This is a genomic window from Pseudomonas flavocrustae (assembly GCF_029872515.1).
Classification (GTDB): Bacteria; Pseudomonadota; Gammaproteobacteria; order Pseudomonadales; family Pseudomonadaceae; genus Chryseomonas; species Chryseomonas aestiva.
Genome location: NZ_JAPDIQ010000001.1, coordinates 608,780 through 627,591 on the forward strand (window position 1 = coordinate 608,780; position 18,812 = coordinate 627,591).

The window sequence follows — 18,812 nt, forward strand, 5'->3', positions numbered from 1 at the left end:
TTCGTTGAAAAACACCTGGATCGCCAGCCCGGTCGCAATGCTCATTTACCTCTCGTAAACTCCGCTTCCTCAGCGTTTTTCGCCTCGCCTGACCATCGCTCGGCGACTTTTCGTACAGAACCTAGGAGAACCCTCCATGATCCAGCAGCGTGAGCAACTGGCCCGGGAAATCATCGACGCCGGTCGCTTCCTCTATGGCCGCGGCTGGTCGCCGGCCACCAGCAGCAACTATTCGGTACGGCTGTCCGACAGTCGCCTGCTGCTGACCGTCTCCGGCAAGCACAAGGGTCAGCTGGAGCTGGACGACGTCCTCGCCACCGATCTCGACGGCACGCCGCTGGAGGACAAGAAGCCTTCGGCCGAGACCGCGCTGCACACCCAGCTCTATCGCTGGCAGCCGGAGATTGGTGCCGTACTGCACACCCATTCGGTGAATTCGACGGTGCTCTCGCGCCAGCTCGAAGGCGATCGCATGCTGCTGGACGGCTACGAGCTGCAGAAGGCCCTGCATGGCGTCACCACCCACGACGTGCGAGTGGAGATCCCGGTGTTCGACAACGACCAGGACATCCCGCGTCTGGCCGACCAGGTGCAGACCTGGCTGGACGTGCATCCCGACTGCGTGGGGTACCTGATCCGCGGGCACGGCCTCTATACTTGGGGCCCGCGCATGGCCGACGCCCTGCGCCACGTGGAAGCCTTCGAATTCCTCTTCGAATGCGAACTCAAGACCCGGAGCCTGCGTCCATGAGCCGACTGACCGTCTACCACGATGCCGAACCGCGCCAGCCGCTGAAGGTGATCAGCGATGGCGAGCACATCGCCGCCACCCTGGCCGAGGTCGGGGTGCGTTTCGAGCGCTGGCAGGCCACCGCCCCGGTGGCGCCGGGCGCCAGCCAGGAGGAGGTGATCGCCGCCTACCGGCCGGAGATCGATCGTCTCATCCAGGAGCGCGGCTACCAGACCGTCGACGTCATCAGCATGCATCCCGAGCATCCGCAGAAGGAGGCGCTGCGCGCCAAGTTCCTCGAAGAACATCGCCACAATGAAGACGAGGTGCGCTTCTTCGTCGCCGGTCAGGGCCTCTTCACCCTGCACATCGACGACCAGGTCTATGCCGTGCTCTGCGAGAAGGACGACCTCATCTCGGTGCCGGCCGGTACGCCGCACTGGTTCGACATGAGCGAGTCGCCGTCCTTCGTCGCCATCCGCCTGTTCGACAATCCCGATGGCTGGGTCGCCCACTTCACCGGCGTCGACATCGCCCAGCGCTTCCCGCGCCTGGAGGTCGAGGCGTGACGATCAAGGCCATCCTCACCGATATCGAAGGTACCACCAGCGCCGTCAGCTTCGTCTTCGACGTGCTCTTTCCCTATGCCCGTGAGCACCTGCCGGCCCTTGTGCGCGCCCATGCCGGAGAGCCGGCGGTGGCCGAGCAACTCGATGCCGTGCGCGCCGAAGCCGGCGAGCTGGACGCCGACGTGGAGCGGGTGATCGCCATCCTGCTGGAATGGATCGCCACCGACCGCAAGGCCACACCGCTCAAGGCGCTGCAGGGTCAGGTATGGGAGCAGGGCTATCGTGCCGGCACCCTCAAGGGCCACGTCTATCCCGACGCCGTCCAGACCCTGCGCCAGTGGCACGCGGCGGGGCTGCCGCTGTACGTCTATTCCTCCGGATCGATCCAGGCGCAGAAGCTGATCTTCGGCTGCTCCGAGCATGGCGATCTCACGCCTTTGTTTTCCGGGTATTTCGATACCCTGACCGGCGGCAAGCGCGACGCCGAGTCCTATGCGCGCATCGCCTCGGCCACCACCCACGCGCCGGCGGAACTGCTGTTTCTCTCCGATGTGGTGGAAGAGCTGGATGCCGCGCGCCAGGCGGGCCTGCCGACCTGCGGGCTGGTACGTGCCGGTGGCCAACTGGGCGATCATCCGTGCGTGGCGTCCTTTGCCGACATCGATCTCGCCGGACTCAGCTGAAGCCCACGGCCGGCCTCGCTGCCAAGCGAGCCGGCCGAACTCGACGCCCTCATCGCCAGTCCCAATTGACGAGACCTGTGTCCTCGCAACGGGAGTCGCGACATGATCAATTCCACCATCGGCGGTGTACTGGGCTTCATCGTCTTCCTGCTCGACATCTGGGCCATCGTCAACGTCATCCGCAGTGACAGCACCAGCAACGCCAAGATCGGCTGGACGGTGCTCATCATCGTGCTGCCGGTGATCGGCCTGATCGCCTGGGCTGCCGCCGGACCACGCGGCAATCGCTCGGCCACGGCACCCACGCACAAGGGCTAGCCAGCACAACGCTGGAGCCTGTCACATCCAGCTCTTACAATGCCCGGCTTTTGGCCGGGCATTGTCTGTCTCGGCCAGCCACCTGCGGAGATCGACATGAGCGACTACCTGGAAACCCTCTACGACGGCTACGGTCAGCGATTCACCGTCGAGCGCATGCTGCACGAGGTGCGCACCGAGCATCAGCACCTGGTGATCTTCCAGAACGCCGTGCTGGGCAAGGTCATGGCCCTGGATGGCGTCATCCAGACCACCGAGGCCGACGAATTCATCTATCACGAGATGCTCACCCACGTCCCCCTGCTGGCCCATCCGGCGCCCAGGCGGGTGCTCGTCATCGGCGGTGGCGACGGTGGCATCCTGCGCGAAGTGGCCAAGCACCGGGGTGTCGAGCACATCACCATGGTCGAGATCGACGGCTCGGTGGTGGCGATGTGCAAGGAGCACTTTCCCGGTCACTCGGCAGGCGCCTTCGACGACCCGCGGCTGAAGCTGGTGATCGACGACGGCATGAATTTCGTCGCCAACACCACCGAACGCTACGACGTCATCATCTCCGACTCCACCGATCCCATCGGACCGGCCGAGGTTCTCTTTTCGGAGAACTTCTATCAGGCCTGCCATCGTTGTCTGAACGACGGCGGCGTGATGGTGGCCCAGAACGGTACTCCGTTCCTGCAACTGGACGAGGTCAAGACCACTGCCAGCCGCATGTCCGGGCTGTTCGCCGATTGGCACTTTTATCTGTCGGCGGTGCCTACTTACATAGGGGGCGTCATGACCCTGGCCTGGGGTAGCAAGGACTCGACCTTGCGTCGGCAGAATGCCGAAACCCTGGCGCAGCGCTACAGTGATACAGGCATCCAGACCCGTTATTACACTCCGGAGCTGCATGCCGCAGCCTTTGCTCTACCTCGATACGTGCTGGAGGCCATCGGCAAGGCGTAAGCCCTGGCGGTCGCTGCACCGTTCGAGTTCTCAGCCGCGACTCGCCAGGCGTCGGTAGCGACGTCCAGCGAGACGATCATCCGAACCAGAGGAGGGAAGTCCTATGTCCTTGTCGTTTGCCGATGATGTGAGCTTGAACCTGCTGCAGCGGATGAAGGAGGGCGGCTTCGATTTCGCCCGCTTCCATCCCATCGACTTCTTTGCCATTTTCGCCGATGAAGGCAAGGCCCGCATCGCTGCGGACCAGTTTCACGGCGAATCCCTCAACGCCCAGGTGCTCCCCCATGAAGAGGGCGGCTGGCATCTGCAGGTCAGCAAGGTGATGTTCGCCACCCACGCCACCATCGATGATTTCGAAAGCGATCTCGAGGCGGTGGTTGCGCCTCTTGGCGGTCAGCTCGATGGCTGGGGCGTCACCCAAGAAGTCAGCCGCAGCTCCGCCTGATCCTGCACGTCCCGAGGCGGCATCCCAGACGGGGTGCCTGTCTCATCTCCGGTTACCGCTCGGCCCCTCAATCATCGCACTTTCCGCGTGGCGCACCGTCTTAGGCTCATGACGGAGACGTTGCGGTGCATGCGCACGCTGACGTGCCTGGGTTTGGTGCATCGTGCGACTCGCAGCCGCGCAAGGGCTTGATCTTGAAGGCTCTGGCGCTGGCACGCGGCTTGCGAAGCTGCACCGTGGGTGACAAGGAGATCGGCATGAGCCGCCAACTGTATAACGAGATGTATGACGTCCAGGCACAGTGTCGACCGCATTATGGTCGCTATGCCCAGTGGCTGAGCGAGACACCCCCGGAACTCCTGGCCCAGCGGCGGCGTGAAGCCGATCTGCTGTTCCATCGCGCCGGGATCACCTTCACCCTCTATGGCGACGAACAGGGCACGGAACGCCTGATTCCCTTCGACGCCTTGCCGCGCGCCATTCCCGCCAGCGAATGGCAGATCATCGAACGCGGCTGCATCCAGCGTGTCCAGGCGCTGAATCTCTTTCTGCACGACCTCTATCATGACCAGCGCATCATCAAGGCCGGGGTCATTCCCGCCGAGCAGGTGCTGGCCAACGACCAGTATCAGCTGGCCATGCAGGGGCTGGACCTGCCCAATGGCATCTACGCCCATATCGCCGGGGTCGATCTGGTACGAGATGGCGATGGCGCCTACTACGTGCTGGAAGACAACCTGCGCACCCCCAGCGGTGTCTCCTACATGCTCGAAAACCGCAAGATGATGATGCGGCTGTTTCCCGAGCTGTTCACCCTGGAGCGCATCGCGCCCATCGACCACTATCCGAACATCCTGCTCGATACCCTGCGCAGCTCCACCCCGGTCAACAACCCCACGGTGGTTGTCCTTACCCCGGGTCGTTTCAACAGCGCCTATTTCGAACACGCCTTCCTCGCGCGCGAGATGGGCGTGGAGCTGGTGGAGGGTGCCGATCTGCTGGTGCGTGACGAGCAGGTGTTCATGCGTACCACCTCTGGCTTCCGCAAGGTCGATGTCATCTATCGGCGTCTCGACGACGCCTTCCTCGACCCGCTGGCCTTTAATCCCGATTCCATGCTCGGCGTGCCCGGTCTGCTCGCCGCCTATCGCGCCGGCAATGTCATCCTGGCCAATGCCATAGGTACTGGGGTGGCCGACGACAAGTCGATCTATCCCTATGTGCCGGAGATGATCCGCTTCTATCTCAGCGAAGAACCCATCCTCTATAACGTGCCCACCTGGCAGTGCCGCAAGCCGGACGAACTGTCCCATGTGCTGGCCAACCTGCCCGAGCTGGTGGTCAAGGAAGTCCATGGTTCAGGCGGTTACGGCATGCTGGTCGGCCCCACCGCCAGCAGCCTGGAGATCGAAGCCTTCCGCGCGCGGCTCAAGGCCAACCCCAGTGCCTACATCGCCCAGCCGACTCTGTCGCTGTCCACCTGCCCGACCTTTGTCGAGAACGGCATCGCGCCGCGCCACATCGACCTGCGGCCCTTCGTGCTGTCCGGGCGCAAGACGCGTCTGGTGCCTGGTGGCCTGACCCGGGTCGCCCTGCGCGAAGGCTCGCTGGTGGTGAATTCCTCCCAGGGCGGCGGCACCAAGGACACCTGGGTGGTCCAGGACTAGATCGCCACAGAACAGCGGCCGCTCCGGCGGCCCCGCAAGGACCTTTGAAAGGCGATCCCACCATGTTGAGTCGTACCGCTGCCGATCTGTACTGGATGTCCCGCAACCTGGAGCGCGCCGAGAATCTCGCGCGGATGCTGGACGTCAGCTATTCGCTGTCGATGATGCCGCAGAGCGGGCAGGGCGGAGGCCTGGATGAACTGGCCATGCCACTACTCATCACCGGCACCCTGGATGACTACCGGGAAAAGCACGGGGCCCTGCACCCCGAGCGCCTGCTGCACTTCTTCGCCCTGGACGAGCGCAACCCTGGCAGCATCTATTGCTGTCTGCAGGCTGCGCGCAGCAATGCCCACGCGGTGCGTGGGCGCATCACCGCCGACATGTGGGAGAACGTCAACTCCACTTGGCTGGAGATGCGCGAGATCGCCGTTACCGGCCTGATCCGCTTCGGCATCAGCCGTTTCTGCGAGTGGGTGAAGGAGCGTTCCCACCTGTTCCGTGGTGCCACCGTCGGCACCATCATGAGAAACGACGCCTATCGCTTCATCCGCCTGGGTACCTTCGTCGAACGCGCCGACAACACCCTGCGCATGCTCGACGCCCGCTACCAGGTGCTCGGCGAAGAGGAAGCGGAAGCCATCAGCGACGCCTCCGCCCGCGGCTTCTATCAGTGGAGCGCCCTGCTGCGCGCCCTGAGCGCCTTCGAGGCCTACACCGAGCTCTATCGCGATGCCCTCAACGTGCGCAACGGCGCCGAGCTGCTGCTGTTGCAGGAAGACCTGCCACGCTCGCTGCTGGCCTGCGTGATCGAGCTGCACCGGGTGCTGGTCAGCCTGCCCGGCGAGAACGGTCGCGAGGCCAAGCGCCTGGCGGCAGGCCTGGAGGCACGCCTGCGCTACACCAGCATCGACGAGGTGCTCGAAGAGGGACTGCATGCCTGGATCGGCGATTTCATCGTCCACATCCGCCAGCTTGGCAGTGGCATCAACACCGCTTACCTGGAGATCGTATGAGACTCGCGATCCATCACGAAACCCTGTATCGCTACGCCGACCTGGTCCGCGCCAGCATCCAGTACCTGCGTCTCACGCCACAGGACGACGCGCGACAGAAGATTCTCAGCTGGGAGCTGGCACTGCCGCGCCCGGCGCTCGCGCAGCGCGATCCCTTCGGCAACATTCTCCATGTGCTGACCCTGGACACCCCGCACGACGCCATCACCATCACCGCCAGCGGCCAGGTGGAGATCGACGAGACCTTCGAGGCGGAACCCTGCCAGGCCTCGGCCTTTCCCTTTCTGCGCCAGACCCGGCTGACCGAGGCCGACGAGGCGCTTACCGCCTTCGCCCGCGAGGTCTGCGACGGTCGCCGGGATCGCGCCACCCTGATCCAGCTGATGGAGCACTTGCACGAGCGCATGACCTATGTGCCCGGCTCCACCGAGGTGGACGGCAATGCCGCCCAGGCCTTCGCCAAGGGGTCCGGGGTCTGCCAGGACCATGCCCATGCCTTCCTGGCCTGCGCCCGCAGCCTGGGCATCCCGGCACGCTATGTGTCTGGCTATCTGTGCACCGATGACAGCGCGCACCTTTCCAGTCACGCCTGGGCGGAAGCCTGGTACGACGGCGCCTGGTACAGCTATGACGTCACCAATCGTCTGATCCGACCGGAGCGGCACCTGCGCCTGGCCATCGGCCTGGACTACCTGGATGCCTGTCCGGTGCGCGGCATGCGCCGCGGTGGCGGGGTGGAGCACATGGAGGCCAAGGTACTGGTCGAGCCCTTGCAGCAGGTGCAGCAACAGCAATAATCAGCGCTGCCCACAGCAGACGAGAAGGCGGCCACGGGCCGTCTTTTCTTTTGGGGTCGGGCCTGTTGCGTCGACCGTTCCATCACCCGAGGTTCGCATGACCTATTGCGTCGCCATGAAACTGCAAGATGGCCTGGTATTCGTCGCCGACTCCCGCACCAATGCCGGGGTCGACAACATCGCTACCTTCCGCAAGCTGCATCTGTTCCGGATCCCCGGCGAGCGCCTGATCGCCATCCAGTCAGCGGGCAATCTGGCCACCTCCCAGGCGGTCGTCAGTCTCCTCCGACAACGGCTGGACAGCGAGCGGGACAACCTGCACGGGGTGCCCACCCTGTACGACGCCGCCCGACTGCTGGGCCAGACCCTGCGCGAGGTCCTGCAACGCGACGCCGAGGATGCGCCCCAGGGGCACGGCCTGGACCTGAGCTGTTCCTTTCTGCTGGGTGGGCAGATCCGCGGCGCGGCGCCGGAGCTGTTCAATCTCTATCCCCACGGCAACTTCATCAGTGCCACCGAGGACACGCCTTACTTCCAGATCGGCGAGAGCAAATACGGCAAGCCCATCCTGGATCGGGCGCTGACCTTCGCGACGCCGCTGGAGGAAGCCCTGCGCTGCGCGCTGCTGTCCTACGATGCCACCATTCGCAGCAATCTGTCGGTTGGGCTACCGCTGGATCTGGTGGTCTATCCGCGTGATCGACTGGCGCAGGTGAGCAGTCATCGGATCGACGAACACGATCCCTACTTCCAGGCCTTGCGCAAGGGCTGGGGGGAGGGATTGCGGGATCTGCTGGCAGCCTTGCCGGCAGCCCCTGCGGACTATTGGCGCTAGGGATCAGCCAACGAACCGCGAGAGGTTGGGGATGACCAGCACTACGGTGGTGACGATGAGCACGAAACTCGCCTGACGCCACTTGGGGACGGGATTCTTGAACATGACTCGGGGCCTTTATTGTTAGCTGTTTAGAGCCTTTACGTCTTCAGCGGGAAGCGCTTGCGCAACAGCGGCATGCAATTACTGATACCCGCAGGCTTGAGCACTATCCAGTAGCTATAGAACATAAATTTCAGTTTTGTGGCGGTAACCGGCCAGGCGGTTATCAGAAATGTCGTACCAGGCGATTTTTCCTTTGCTTTCAGCCGATTAGAAAAATGCTTGCGACGCTACCGTTGGTCGGAGGTATCAGTGACTCAGGGCCAGGGGGCGGCGACCAACCGGTCATCCCATGAACGGGGCAGGGCGGAGCCCCTTCCAGGTCATGAATGCAAATGCATGAATAGATTGAAGAAAAAGCTTGCCATCGAAATCGCCTTTGCCTATAGTTGCGCGCCTCGGTGATGCAGATGCAGCCGCCGAGCAAATCTGGTGAGGTGTCCGAGCGGTTGAAGGAGCACGCCTGGAAAGTGTGTATAGGAGAAATCTTATCGAGGGTTCGAATCCCTCCCTCACCGCCAGATCTGAGAGAACCCCTGAGAGCCCAGCTCCAGGGGTTTTTTCTTGCCTGCGATTTGGCCAGGCCATCCAGAAATCAGGCGGCCTGGGCGAAGGTCGCGGCGGTATCCCGCGCGTTGGGCAGGACTGCGCTCAGCTGCGCCAGGTCGATGCTGGCGAACAGCGGGCCGCTCAGGTCCTGCACCTTGCTGTCGCCGGCGTTCTCGTGGAGCACCTCGGCCACGGCGACCGCCTGGGCCACGATCAGCGCATAGCCATTGCTTTCCGGTGCCTGCAACGGGCGCGCCTGGTAGCCGATGGCGTCGCGCAGCACCTGGGGCAGCTGCCAGCGGCGCGCCAGCTCGGCGCCTACCTCCGGATAGCCAAATCCCAATTGCAGGGTTTCGTCCGCGGCGCGATGGCTGCTGGCAGTGGCGCGACCGGCCAGGCTCGGCGCCAGCTCCGGCGCGCCGTTCTGGATCAGCAACTCGCCAATGTCATGCAGCATGCCGCAGGTAAAGGCGGTTTCCTGATCCAGGCCGGCCTGCTTGGCCAGCGGCTTGCACAGGCTGGCGACCAGGAAGCTGTTGTACCAGAAGGCCTGCAGATCGAAGCCGGGCGCGGATTTGAAGCCGCTGGCGAAGGCCGAGGCCAGCACCAGGGTGCGCAGGGTGTTGAAGCCCAGACGCAGGGCGGCGTCTTCGATGCTGGTGGATTCACGGGCGCCGCGGAAGCGCGCCGAATTGGCCAGGCGCAGTACCTTGGCGGCGATGACCGGATCGCGCGCCACGGTGCGCGACAGGGTTTCGATGCTGGTGTTGGGGTCGTCGAACTGCCGGATCAGAACCTGCGCCACCTCGGGAACGTTGGGCAGGTTGTGCAGCTGGGCAAAGAGGGTGTCGAGTTGCATGGGCGTCTCCGCGGAAAAGGGTTACATCTCCTTACACCCTCGTCATCGGTCGCCTGCGCGGATTTCTGTAGCTGTCATGTGACGATCGGTCGCAGCCCGGGCGGCCAATACCGGCTAGCCGGGAAAAATTGCTTTGCTGGTCAGGGACCTGCCGCCAGCGAGCCAGGCCTGCCTGGCTACGCCCTTACCGTTCGTCGAGGGCGAAATCGACCTGGGTCAGGCCCGCTTCGCTGGCTTCCAGCACCCAGCCGCGACGGTCCCAATCGCCCAGCACGATACGTTCGGCCGGCTGGCCATCGAGCAGCAGTTCATGGCGGGCGGGCCTGTGGGTATGGCCGTGGATCAACGTCGTCACCCGGGCGGCGCGCATTTCCCGCTCGACCTCGGCCTCGGTGACATCGGTGATGTCCATGGCCTTGGCCCGGGTCTGCTGGCGACTCTCGCTGCGCAGCTTGCGTGCCAGCTTCTGGCGGCTGGCCAGTGGCAGGTTGCGCAGGACGAAGAGGGTGAGGGGGTTGCGCAGGATGCGGCGCAGCTTCTGGTAGCCCTCGTCACGGGTGCAGAGGGTGTCGCCATGCATCAGCAGCACCCGGCGGCCGTGGAAGTCGGCGATATGGCGATCCGGCAGCAGGCGGCAGCCGGCCTGGCGGCAGAAGGCCTTGCCAATGAGGAAGTCGCGATTGCCATGCATCAGGTAGACGGCCGTGCCGCTGTCGGCCAGTTGGCGCAGGGCGGTGGCGATTTCCTGCTCGAAGGCACCCATGGCGTCGTCGCCGATCCAGGCTTCGAACAGGTCGCCAAGGATGTACAGGGCCTCGGCACCGCGGGCACGGGTTTCGAGGAGATGCAAAAACGCCCGGACCAGGTCCGGGCGTTGCAGTTCGAGATGCAGGTCGGAGACCAGTAAAATCACTCGACGATCTCGGCCTTCTCGATGATCACGTCTTCGCTCGGCACGTCCTGGTGACCGGCCTTGCTGGTGGTGGCGACGCCCTTGATGGCGTTGACCACGTCCATGCCCTCGACGACCTTGCCGAACACCGCATAGCCCCAGCCCTGGCTGGTGGGCGCGGTATGGTTGAGGAAGGTGTTGTCGGACACGTTGATGAAGAACTGCGCCGAGGCGGAGTGCGGGTCCATGGTGCGGGCCATGGCGACGGTGCCGATCGCGTTGGAGACGCCGTTGTTGGCCTCGTTCTTGATCGGGGCGCGGGTCGGCTTCTGCTTCATGCCCGGCTCGAAACCACCGCCCTGGACCATGAAGTTGCTGATCACACGGTGGAAGATGGTGCCGTCGTAGTGACCGCTCCTGACGTATTCCTTGAAGTTGGCCGCGGTTTCGGGCGCCTTGTCCTCGAAGAGTTCCAGGGTGATGACGCCGTGGTTGGTGTGCAGCTTGATCATGGCAGCGAATCCGTAGCTAAGGGGGACAGCATCCAGACCCGGCGAGGGCCTCAAGGGTTTCGCCGGGACTTGACGGGTTGGGCTATGATACGGGTTTACCTTTGCCCGGCCTACCCTGGCCGTGCGTCTGCCCAGTTAAGGATCCCATGAGCAAGCCGACTTCCGACTCGTCCACCGCCGCCAAAGCCGCCCCCGCGCATTTCCTGCGGCAGATCGTCCAGGCTGACCTGGACGCCGGCAAGCAGGCCAAGATCGTCACCCGTTTCCCGCCCGAGCCCAACGGCTACCTGCACATCGGTCATGCCAAGTCGATCTGCGTGAACTTCGGCCTGGCCAAGGAATTCGGCGGCGACTGTCATCTGCGCTTCGACGACACCAACCCGGCCAAGGAAGACCAGGAATACATCGACGCCATCAAGAGCGACGTGCACTGGCTGGGCTTCGACTGGGCCGGCGAGGTGCGCTACGCCTCCGCCTACTTCGACCAGCTCTACGCCTGGGCCGTCAACCTGATCGAGCAGGGTCTGGCCTATGTCTGCGACCTCACCCCCGAGCAGGCCCGCGAATACCGTGGCAGCCTCACCGAGCCGGGTCGCAACAGTCCTTTCCGCGACCGTTCGGTGGCCGAGAACCTGGACCTCTTCGCCCGCATGAAGGCCGGCGAATTCAAGGACGGCGAAAAGGTGCTGCGCGCCAAGATCGACATGGCCTCGGCCAACATGAACCTGCGCGATCCCATCCTCTATCGCATCCGCCACGCCCATCACCACCAGACAGGCGATGCCTGGTGCATCTATCCGAGCTATGACTTCACCCATGGCCAGTCCGATGCCCTGGAAGGCGTGACCCACTCCATCTGCACCCTGGAGTTCGAGGACCATCGCCCGCTGTACGAATGGTTCCTGGCCAAGCTGCCGGTGCCGGCCCAGCCACGCCAGTACGAATTCGCCCGCCTCAACCTGAACTACACCGTCACCAGCAAGCGCAAGCTCAAGCAGCTGGTGGACGAAGGCCACGTACACGGCTGGGACGATCCGCGCATGTCGACCCTGTCGGGCTATCGCCGTCGCGGCTACACCCCGGCCGCCATCCGCAACTTCTGCGAGATGATCGGTGTGACCCGCTCCAACGGCGTGGTCGACGTGGCCATGCTGGAATTCGCCATCCGCGAGGACCTGGACCAGAACGCCCCGCGCGCCATGTGCGTGCTCAAGCCGCTCAAGGTGGTGATCACCAACTACCCCGAGGGCCAGGTCGAGAATCTGGAACTGGCGCGCCATCCCAAGCAGGATCTGGGTGTGCGCCAGCTGCCCTTTACCCGCGAGCTGTACATCGACCAGGGTGACTACGAAGAGAATCCGCCCAAGGGCTACAAGCGCCTGGAGCCGGGTGGCGAGGTGCGCCTGCGCGGCAGCTACGTGATCCGCGCCGACGAAGCCATCAAGGACGCCGACGGCACCGTCGTCGAACTGCGCTGCAGCTACGACCCGGACACCCTCGGCAAGAATCCCGAGGGCCGCAAGGTCAAGGGCGTGATCCACTGGGTGCCGGCCGAGGGCAGCGTGGAGTGCGAGGTGCGCCTCTACGATCGCCTGTTCCGTTCGGCGCAGCCGGAGAAGAGCGAAGAGGGCGGCAGCTTCCTCGACAACATCAACCCCGACTCCCTGGTGGTGCTCCAGGGCTGCCGCGCCGAGCCGTCGCTGGCCCAGGCCCGGCCGGAAGACCGCTTCCAGTTCGAGCGCGAGGGCTACTTCTGCGTCGATCCCAGGGATTCGGCGCCCGGCAAGCCGGTGTTCAACCGCACCGTGACCCTGCGCGATTCCTGGGGGCAATGATGGCGCTGCACCTCTACAACACCCTGACCAAGACCAAGGAAGCCTTTACGCCGCTGGTGCCGGGGCAGGTGCGGATGTACGTCTGCGGCATGACCGTCTACGACTATTGCCACCTGGGCCATGGTCGCAGCATGGTGGCCTTCGACGTCATTACCCGCTGGTTGCGTCATAGCGGCTACGACCTGACCTACGTGCGCAACATCACCGACATCGACGACAAGATCATCAATCGCGCCAACGCCAACGGTGAGCCGTTCACCGACCTGGTGGCGCGTATGATCGACGCGATGCACGAGGACGAGGCGCGGCTGAATATCCGCAAGCCCGATCAGGAGCCGCGCGCCACCGAGCACATCGACGGCATGCACGCCATGATCCAGACCCTGATCGACAAGGGCTACGCCTATGCCGCGGGCAATGGCGACGTCTACTACCGGGTCAATCGCTTCGCCGGCTACGGCAAGCTGTCGCGGCGGCGCATCGAGGACCTGCGCATCGGTGCCCGCATCGAGCCGGGCGAAGCCAAGGAAGATCCGCTGGACTTCGTGCTGTGGAAGGCCGCCAAGCCGGGCGAGCCGAGCTGGCCGTCGCCCTGGGGCGCCGGGCGGCCGGGCTGGCATATCGAGTGCTCGGTAATGTCCACCTGCTGCCTGGGCGAGACCTTCGACATCCACGGCGGCGGCAACGACCTGGAATTCCCGCACCACGAGAACGAGATCGCCCAGAGCGAGGCGGCCACCGGCAAGACCTACGCCAACGCCTGGCTGCATTGCGGGATGATCACCATCAATGGCGAGAAGATGTCCAAGTCCCTGGGCAACTTCTTCACCCTGCGCGAGGTGCTGGAGAAGTATCACCCGGAAGTGGTGCGCTACCTGCTGATCGCCAGCCACTACCGCAGTCCGATCAACTACTCGGAAGACAACCTGCGCGAGGCCAAGGGTGCTCTGGAGCGCTTCTACCACTCGCTCAAGGGCTTGCCCCAGGCGCCGGCGCAGGGCGGCGAAAGCTACGCCGAGCGCTTCGCCAAGTGCATGGACGACGACTTCAACACCGCCGGCGCCTGCGGTGTGCTGTTCGAGTTGGCCCGCGAGATCAACCGCCTGCGCGAGAGCGATCCTGCCACGGCGGCTGGCCTGGCCGGGCGGTTGCGCGAACTGGGTGAGGTGCTGGGCGTGCTGCAGCTGGAGCCGGAGGCCTTCCTGCGCGCCGACGCGGCGGGGCGGGTGGATGCGGCCGAGGTCGAGGCGCTGATCCAGGCGCGCCTGAACGCGCGCGCGGAAAAGAACTGGGCGGAATCCGACCGCATCCGCGATCAGCTCACCGCTCTCGGTGTGGTGCTGGAAGACGGCAAGGGCGGCACCACTTGGCGCCTGGCGGAATAGGTCTGCGATCAGCTGGATGACGGTTCTGCGTCTTCCAGCTGATCTGGCCTGGTCCACCGTCCCATCCCCGGAAAACGCTGCGCGGTTTTCCGGACTACGGAGTGCGTCGTAGGATGGACAACGGCGAAGCCTTGTCCATCGCTCCAAACCTCAGGGCTTTTTGCGCGGCTTGCCGAAACCGGGCGACTTGCGTACCGACTTGACCTTCGGCTTGCCGTCTTCCACCCAGCGACCCAGGGGCTTGTCCGACACCGGCGCGTCCACCTTGGGCTTCTTCGGCTTCTTGGGTTTCTTCACGACCAGGCCGTTGGGTCGGGTTTCCGGGACCCGGTGATCGGGGATGAAGTCCGGTTCGTCGCGGCGCTGCAGGACCTGGCCGATCAGCGTCTCGATCGCGGCCAACTGCTCCACTTCATCCGCGCAGACCAGGGACACCGCCTGGCCCTGGTTGCCGGCACGCCCGGTCCGGCCGATGCGGTGGACATAGTCCTCGGCGACGATGGGCAGGTCCAGGTTGACCACCAGCGGCAGGTCCTGGATGTCCAGGCCACGCGCAGCCACATCGGTCGCCACCAGGATGTCGGCCTCGCCGGCCTTGAAACGGGCGAGGGCGCGCAGCCGCGCGGGCTGGGGCTTGTCGCCATGGATGGATTCGGCGGCCAGACCTTCGGCCTGCAGCGCCTCCACCAGTTGCTCCACACCCTTGCGGGTCTTGGCAAACACCAGCACCTGGCCATGGCGACCGCTGCGATGGAGGTGCAGGAAGAGTTCGGTCTTGCGCTTCTTGTCGACCGGCACCACCCACTGCTTGACCGTGACGGCAGCGGTGTTGCGCGGACTCACGTCGATCGTCTGGGGATCGCGCAGCACGGGCGCGGCCAGCTGGCGCACGGCGTCGGAGAAGGTCGCCGAGAACAGCAGGGTCTGGCGCTTGCGCGGCAGCATGACGAACAACTCGCCCAGCTGCCGCGAAAAGCCCAGGTCGAGCATGCGATCGGCTTCGTCCAGCACCAGCAGCTGCACCTGGTCGAAGCGTACGGCGTTCTGGCTGAACAGGTCGAGCAGGCGCCCGGGGGTCGCCACCAGCACGTCCACGCCCTTGCGCAGCTTCATCATCTGCGGATTGATGCTGACGCCGCCATAGGCTACCGCGGTGCGCAGCGGCAGGTGCTGGGCGTAGTCGCGCAGACTGGCATGGACCTGTTCGGCCAGCTCGCGGGTGGGGGTGAGGATCAGCGCACGGATATGGTTGGGCGCCACCGCCGGGCCTTCCTGCACCAGTCGCTGCAGGAGCGGCAGGCCGAAGGCGCCGGTCTTGCCGGTGCCGGTCTGGGCGGCGGCCAGCAGGTCGCGACCGGCCAGCACCGCCGGGATGGCCTGGCGCTGGATCGGGGTAGGGGAGCTGTGCTCCAGGGCGCTGAGCGCCTGCAGCAGCGGATCTATGAGGCCGAGGTCGGCAAAGGTCATGACGGGCCCGCAAGGCGACGAAAAGGGAGCGAATTCTAGGCCGACTGTGACGCGTGCTCAAACTTTGTAGCCAAGCGGCGGCTGCAGGCGGAATCCCGGCACGGCATAGTGGTCAGTTCCGTGGCTACAGGAGACCCCATGAGCGCTACCCCTACCTTGCCCCCGGTCCTGGCCGGCCCGCTGCTGCGGCGCACCGAGGCCTCCCGGTTGCTGCTCTGGCTGGTGACCACCACGGCCGAGGTGCCTGTCCCGCAGTTATGGCAGGGCGAGGTCGAGCTCGGGGCGCAAGCCGAGGTGCGGTGCCTGCGCCTGGGCGAGCACGCCTATCTGCAACTGATCGATGTCCGGCCCGACGCCGCGTTGCCGGTCGACGCCTTCATCCAGTACGACGTGCGGCTGGCCGCAGGCGGAATTGGTAATTGGGCGCCGCATCTGCTCTCCACGCAGGGCGAGCTGCCACGCTTAGTGCTGCGTGCGCGCTTCGATCACCTGCTTCACGGCTCCTGCCGCAAGCCTCATCATGCCTCGGCCGATGGCCTGATCGCGGTAGATCGCCTGCTGCAGGCCTGCACGGCCCCCGCGGAGCGGCCCGCGGCCCTGCTGCTCACCGGTGATCAGGTCTATGCTGACGATGTCGCCGGGCCGATGCTGTTGGCGGTGCAGGCACTGATCCGCCGCCTCGGCCTCCATGGTGAGGGTCTCGAAGGCGCGGTGGTGGCGGACAGCGACGCGCTGATGGCCCATCCGGCCAACCTCTATCATCGCGAAGACCTGCTGCCGGCCTTCAAGTCCAACCGGGCGCTGCGCGAGAAATTCTTCGGCGGGGTGGAAAAGCCGATCTTCACCTCCACCAATGCGCACAATCACCTGGTGACGCTGAGCGAGGTGCTGGCGCTCTATCTGCTCTGCTGGTCGCCGACGCCCTGGACCCTGATCGAGGTCATGCCGCCGGCGCTGGACGCCAGGGACCAGGAGCGTTACGCCGCCGAATCGCGCTGCATCGACGGCTTCGTCGCGACCCTGCCCCAGGCGGCACGAGCCCTGGCCTGGGTACCGACGCTGATGATCTTCGACGACCACGACGTCACCGACGACTGGAATCTGTCCGCCCGCTGGGAGGAGACCGCCTACGGCCACCCCTTTTCCCGGCGCATCCTCGGCAATGCGCTGCTGGCCTATCTGCTCTGCCAGGCCTGGGGCAACGCTCCGGAAGCGGTAGCCGAACCCCTCGCGGTCACCGCCCGCCTGCTGGACACGGCGGGCGACGACGGCATGCTGGATTGCCCGGTGCAGAACAGCTGCATCGACGACCTGCTGCGCTTCCAGGGTTGGCATTATGTGCTCAAGACCGATCCGCCGCTGATCGTGCTGGACACCCGCACCCGCCGCTGGCGCAGCGAAAGACGCCTGGAGCATCCGTCGGGCCTGATGGACTGGGAAGCCCTCTGCGAATTGCAGCAGGATCTGCTGGACCATCCCTCGGCGGTGATCGTCTCGGCCGCGCCCATGTTCGGCGTCAAGCTGATCGAGGCGGTGCAGCGTATCTTCACCTGGTTCGGCCAGCCGCTGATGGTGGATGCCGAGAACTGGATGGCCCATCCCGGTGCGGCCAAGACCATGCTCAACATCTTTCGCCACCGGCGCACCCCGGGCAACTACGTGGTGCTCTCCGGCGACGTGCACTATTCCTTCGTCTACGACATCCGCATCCGTGACCGACGGGGCGAGCCGCGGCTCTGGCAGATCACCAGCAGCGGCATCAAGAACGAATTTCCGCCGCGCCTGCTGGCGACCCTGGACCGGCTCAATCGCTGGCTCTATGCGCCCTGGTCGCCGCTCAACGGCTTCACCAAGCGTCGCCGCTGGGAGCTGCGGCCACGCCTGCCCGATCGCCGCGAGGCCGGCGAGCGGCTGTGGAACGGCGCCGGTATCGGCCAGGTGCTGCTGGACGAGGAAGGGCGGCCGGCGGTGATCCGCCAGCACAATGCCGATGGCTCGCCGGCCACCGAGTTCGTCGAACGCCCGGCCTGAGGTCAGCGCGGCCGCTTGCTAGGTTCTCGAGGGGGACAGGCGCCTGATCAGCCAGGTCGAGATCCAGTACACCGGCTCCAGCACCAGAAAACCCAGCAGGATACCGCCCAGCCGCGCCATGCCTGCCACCGGGTCGATATGGTCATGGTGGTCAGGCACCATCACCACCAGAAACGCCAGCGCGAACTGCATGCCGAGATAGCCGATACCGAGCGGGCCGTTCTCGAGGTGTCTGCCGATCAGCACGCCGAGCGCAACGCCCGCCAGCGTCAGCCAGAGACTTTCCTGGCTGACCAGCAGCAGGATGGCCGCCAGGCCGCCGCCGAGCAGGCAACCGAGCATTCGATGCAGCAGCCTTCTGGAGACTGCCTTGCCGGCGCTGCTCAGGCCGTCGAAGGGAACGACCATGACCGCCAGGATGGTGATGGCGGCCTGGCTGATGTCCACCGCGATCTTCCCCGTCGCGCCCAGCGCCAGCAGGGCCAGGGCCAGACCCCCCTGCAGCGCATGGCGCAATGCCAAGGGTTGCCAGACACCCAGGGTTCGCGGCGCTGAGGCTACCGTGGTCGGTACCCTGGGCCATAGGCGGGCACGGACGCCGTAGGTGGAAAGCGCGCTCACCAGTACGCAGGCCGAGGTGCCGAGCGCCACTTCCAACAGACGGGACAGGGCGTATTGCTCGAGCTGAGCGGGTGCCTGGAGGCTCGCCAGGACCACCATGGCGTAGGTGAGGCCGCCCAGCAACCAGGCGTAGCCATAGCGGCCCACCAGGGTCAGATAGAGGGTGATGCTGCCCACGGTGCCCAGCAGTCCGGCCTGCTCGTAGGGGTTCAGCTGCAGGTGGCGCAGGACGAGCAGGGCACCTGCGGCGCCGATACAGGTACCCAGCACTCGCAGGCAGCCGCGTGCGCAGCTGTCGCGGACATCTGACCTCATCACGATATAGCCGCTGAAAGCCGCCCAGCCGACATGCTGAACCCCGGCCAAATGGCCGAGCAGGATCGCCAGCAAGACCGAGGTCAGGGTTTCCAGTTCGTCGACCAGGCGGCGACGGTCGCGGCCGAACTGGCGGAGATCTCCCGCCAGATCGCGCAACAACTGCCTGAATTCCGACAACGCCTGGAAAGGTGGCATGGATCCATGATGATCGCCGTGGTCGCTGCCTATGCTAC

Annotated in this window: 18 protein-coding genes and 1 tRNA gene; 14 read left to right on the plus strand and 5 right to left on the minus strand. The window is 65.1% G+C overall.

Going from position 1 to position 18,812, the window contains the following annotated elements; genetic code table 11:
* Positions 1–136 precede the first annotated feature (136 nt).
* The 11 genes from OMP44_RS02860 to OMP44_RS02910 all read left to right on the plus strand — a co-directional run bounded on the left by OMP44_RS02860 (position 137) and on the right by OMP44_RS02910 (position 8,631).
* On the plus strand, positions 137–751 hold the full coding sequence (locus tag OMP44_RS02860) for a methylthioribulose 1-phosphate dehydratase (RefSeq protein ID WP_280306345.1): 615 nt from the start codon (positions 137–139) through the stop codon (positions 749–751).
* Positions 748–1,299 (plus strand): 1,2-dihydroxy-3-keto-5-methylthiopentene dioxygenase, encoded by a 552-nt coding sequence (locus tag OMP44_RS02865; protein WP_017642184.1) that lies wholly within the window; start codon positions 748–750, stop codon positions 1,297–1,299. The genes OMP44_RS02860 and OMP44_RS02865 overlap by 4 nt, the downstream gene beginning before the upstream one ends.
* Positions 1,296–1,982 carry an acireductone synthase gene (gene mtnC, locus OMP44_RS02870; RefSeq protein ID WP_280306347.1) on the plus strand — a complete coding sequence of 229 codons (687 nt, stop codon included), beginning with the start codon at positions 1,296–1,298 and terminating at the stop codon, positions 1,980–1,982. The genes OMP44_RS02865 and mtnC overlap by 4 nt, the downstream gene beginning before the upstream one ends.
* Before the next feature lie 105 nt (positions 1,983–2,087).
* On the plus strand, positions 2,088–2,300 hold the full coding sequence (locus OMP44_RS02875) for a PLD nuclease N-terminal domain-containing protein (protein ID WP_026083979.1): 213 nt from the start codon (positions 2,088–2,090) through the stop codon (positions 2,298–2,300).
* Positions 2,301–2,396: 96 nt separating this feature from the next.
* A complete protein-coding gene (gene speE / locus OMP44_RS02880; RefSeq protein ID WP_280306350.1) occupies positions 2,397–3,248 on the plus strand; it encodes a polyamine aminopropyltransferase in 852 nt (283 codons plus the stop codon).
* A gap of 103 nt (positions 3,249–3,351) precedes the next feature.
* Positions 3,352–3,693 (plus strand): ribonuclease E inhibitor RraB, encoded by a 342-nt coding sequence (locus OMP44_RS02885; RefSeq protein ID WP_133861144.1) that lies wholly within the window; start codon positions 3,352–3,354, stop codon positions 3,691–3,693.
* A 257-nt stretch (positions 3,694–3,950) separates the two neighbouring features.
* Entirely contained in the window at positions 3,951–5,360 is a 1,410-nt protein-coding gene (locus OMP44_RS02890; protein WP_187979718.1) for a circularly permuted type 2 ATP-grasp protein, read from the plus strand.
* A gap of 62 nt (positions 5,361–5,422) precedes the next feature.
* Positions 5,423–6,376: an alpha-E domain-containing protein gene (locus tag OMP44_RS02895; RefSeq protein WP_187979717.1), complete on the plus strand. Its 954-nt coding sequence runs from the start codon at positions 5,423–5,425 to the stop codon at positions 6,374–6,376.
* On the plus strand, positions 6,373–7,173 hold the full coding sequence (locus tag OMP44_RS02900) for a transglutaminase family protein (RefSeq protein WP_280306351.1): 801 nt from the start codon (positions 6,373–6,375) through the stop codon (positions 7,171–7,173). The genes OMP44_RS02895 and OMP44_RS02900 overlap by 4 nt, the downstream gene beginning before the upstream one ends.
* 97 nt (positions 7,174–7,270) lie before the next feature.
* The gene (locus tag OMP44_RS02905) at positions 7,271–8,008 is read left to right on the plus strand and encodes a proteasome-type protease (RefSeq protein WP_273862307.1); all 738 of its coding nucleotides are present in this window, start codon (positions 7,271–7,273) and stop codon (positions 8,006–8,008) included.
* A 533-nt stretch (positions 8,009–8,541) separates the two neighbouring features.
* Positions 8,542–8,631, plus strand: a tRNA-Ser gene (locus OMP44_RS02910).
* A gap of 74 nt (positions 8,632–8,705) precedes the next feature.
* Here the strand turns inward: OMP44_RS02910 and OMP44_RS02915 are convergent.
* The 3 genes from OMP44_RS02915 to OMP44_RS02925 all read right to left on the minus strand — a co-directional run bounded on the left by OMP44_RS02915 (position 8,706) and on the right by OMP44_RS02925 (position 10,922).
* A complete protein-coding gene (locus OMP44_RS02915; RefSeq protein WP_280306352.1) occupies positions 8,706–9,518 on the minus strand; it encodes an HDOD domain-containing protein in 813 nt (270 codons plus the stop codon).
* 184 nt (positions 9,519–9,702) lie between these two features.
* A complete protein-coding gene (gene lpxH, locus OMP44_RS02920) occupies positions 9,703–10,431 on the minus strand; it encodes a UDP-2,3-diacylglucosamine diphosphatase (RefSeq protein WP_280306353.1) in 729 nt (242 codons plus the stop codon).
* Positions 10,428–10,922 (minus strand): peptidylprolyl isomerase, encoded by a 495-nt coding sequence (locus OMP44_RS02925; RefSeq protein ID WP_280306354.1) that lies wholly within the window; start codon positions 10,920–10,922, stop codon positions 10,428–10,430. The genes lpxH and OMP44_RS02925 overlap by 4 nt, the downstream gene beginning before the upstream one ends.
* Before the next feature lie 146 nt (positions 10,923–11,068).
* On the opposite strand from OMP44_RS02925, the gene OMP44_RS02930 reads away from it, so the two are divergent.
* Positions 11,069–12,757 carry a glutamine--tRNA ligase/YqeY domain fusion protein gene (locus OMP44_RS02930; RefSeq protein ID WP_280306355.1) on the plus strand — a complete coding sequence of 563 codons (1,689 nt, stop codon included), beginning with the start codon at positions 11,069–11,071 and terminating at the stop codon, positions 12,755–12,757.
* On the plus strand, positions 12,757–14,142 hold the full coding sequence (gene cysS, locus OMP44_RS02935) for a cysteine--tRNA ligase (protein WP_280306356.1): 1,386 nt from the start codon (positions 12,757–12,759) through the stop codon (positions 14,140–14,142). The genes OMP44_RS02930 and cysS overlap by 1 nt, the downstream gene beginning before the upstream one ends.
* A gap of 150 nt (positions 14,143–14,292) precedes the next feature.
* On the opposite strand, the gene rhlE1 is transcribed toward cysS, so the two are convergent.
* Positions 14,293–15,609 carry an RNA helicase RhlE1 gene (gene rhlE1, locus OMP44_RS02940; protein WP_273862303.1) on the minus strand — a complete coding sequence of 439 codons (1,317 nt, stop codon included), beginning with the start codon at positions 15,607–15,609 and terminating at the stop codon, positions 14,293–14,295.
* A 138-nt stretch (positions 15,610–15,747) separates the two neighbouring features.
* On the opposite strand from rhlE1, the gene OMP44_RS02945 reads away from it, so the two are divergent.
* Positions 15,748–17,640 (plus strand): metallophosphoesterase family protein, encoded by a 1,893-nt coding sequence (locus OMP44_RS02945; protein ID WP_280306357.1) that lies wholly within the window; start codon positions 15,748–15,750, stop codon positions 17,638–17,640.
* 18 nt (positions 17,641–17,658) lie between these two features.
* Here OMP44_RS02945 and OMP44_RS02950 read toward each other — a convergent pair whose 3' ends face one another.
* Positions 17,659–18,774, minus strand: coding sequence for an FUSC family protein (locus tag OMP44_RS02950; protein ID WP_252977159.1), 1,116 nt, complete (start codon positions 18,772–18,774; stop codon positions 17,659–17,661).
* Between the last annotated feature and the right edge of the window lie 38 nt (positions 18,775–18,812).

Coding starts and splice junctions, on each gene's coding strand:
- OMP44_RS02860 (WP_280306345.1), top strand. CDS start 137: ATGATCCAGCAGCGTGAGCAACTGGCCCGGGAAATCATCGACGCCGGT.
- OMP44_RS02865 (WP_017642184.1), top strand. CDS start 748: ATGAGCCGACTGACCGTCTACCACGATGCCGAACCGCGCCAGCCGCTG.
- speE (WP_280306350.1), top strand. CDS start 2,397: ATGAGCGACTACCTGGAAACCCTCTACGACGGCTACGGTCAGCGATTC.
- OMP44_RS02885 (WP_133861144.1), top strand. CDS start 3,352: ATGTCCTTGTCGTTTGCCGATGATGTGAGCTTGAACCTGCTGCAGCGG.
- OMP44_RS02890 (WP_187979718.1), top strand. CDS start 3,951: ATGAGCCGCCAACTGTATAACGAGATGTATGACGTCCAGGCACAGTGT.
- OMP44_RS02895 (WP_187979717.1), top strand. CDS start 5,423: ATGTTGAGTCGTACCGCTGCCGATCTGTACTGGATGTCCCGCAACCTG.
- OMP44_RS02900 (WP_280306351.1), top strand. CDS start 6,373: ATGAGACTCGCGATCCATCACGAAACCCTGTATCGCTACGCCGACCTG.
- OMP44_RS02905 (WP_273862307.1), top strand. CDS start 7,271: ATGACCTATTGCGTCGCCATGAAACTGCAAGATGGCCTGGTATTCGTC.
- OMP44_RS02915 (WP_280306352.1), bottom strand. CDS start 9,518: ATGCAACTCGACACCCTCTTTGCCCAGCTGCACAACCTGCCCAACGTT.
- OMP44_RS02925 (WP_280306354.1), bottom strand. CDS start 10,922: ATGATCAAGCTGCACACCAACCACGGCGTCATCACCCTGGAACTCTTC.
- OMP44_RS02930 (WP_280306355.1), top strand. CDS start 11,069: ATGAGCAAGCCGACTTCCGACTCGTCCACCGCCGCCAAAGCCGCCCCC.
- cysS (WP_280306356.1), top strand. CDS start 12,757: ATGGCGCTGCACCTCTACAACACCCTGACCAAGACCAAGGAAGCCTTT.
- rhlE1 (WP_273862303.1), bottom strand. CDS start 15,609: ATGACCTTTGCCGACCTCGGCCTCATAGATCCGCTGCTGCAGGCGCTC.
- OMP44_RS02945 (WP_280306357.1), top strand. CDS start 15,748: ATGAGCGCTACCCCTACCTTGCCCCCGGTCCTGGCCGGCCCGCTGCTG.
- OMP44_RS02950 (WP_252977159.1), bottom strand. CDS start 18,774: ATGCCACCTTTCCAGGCGTTGTCGGAATTCAGGCAGTTGTTGCGCGAT.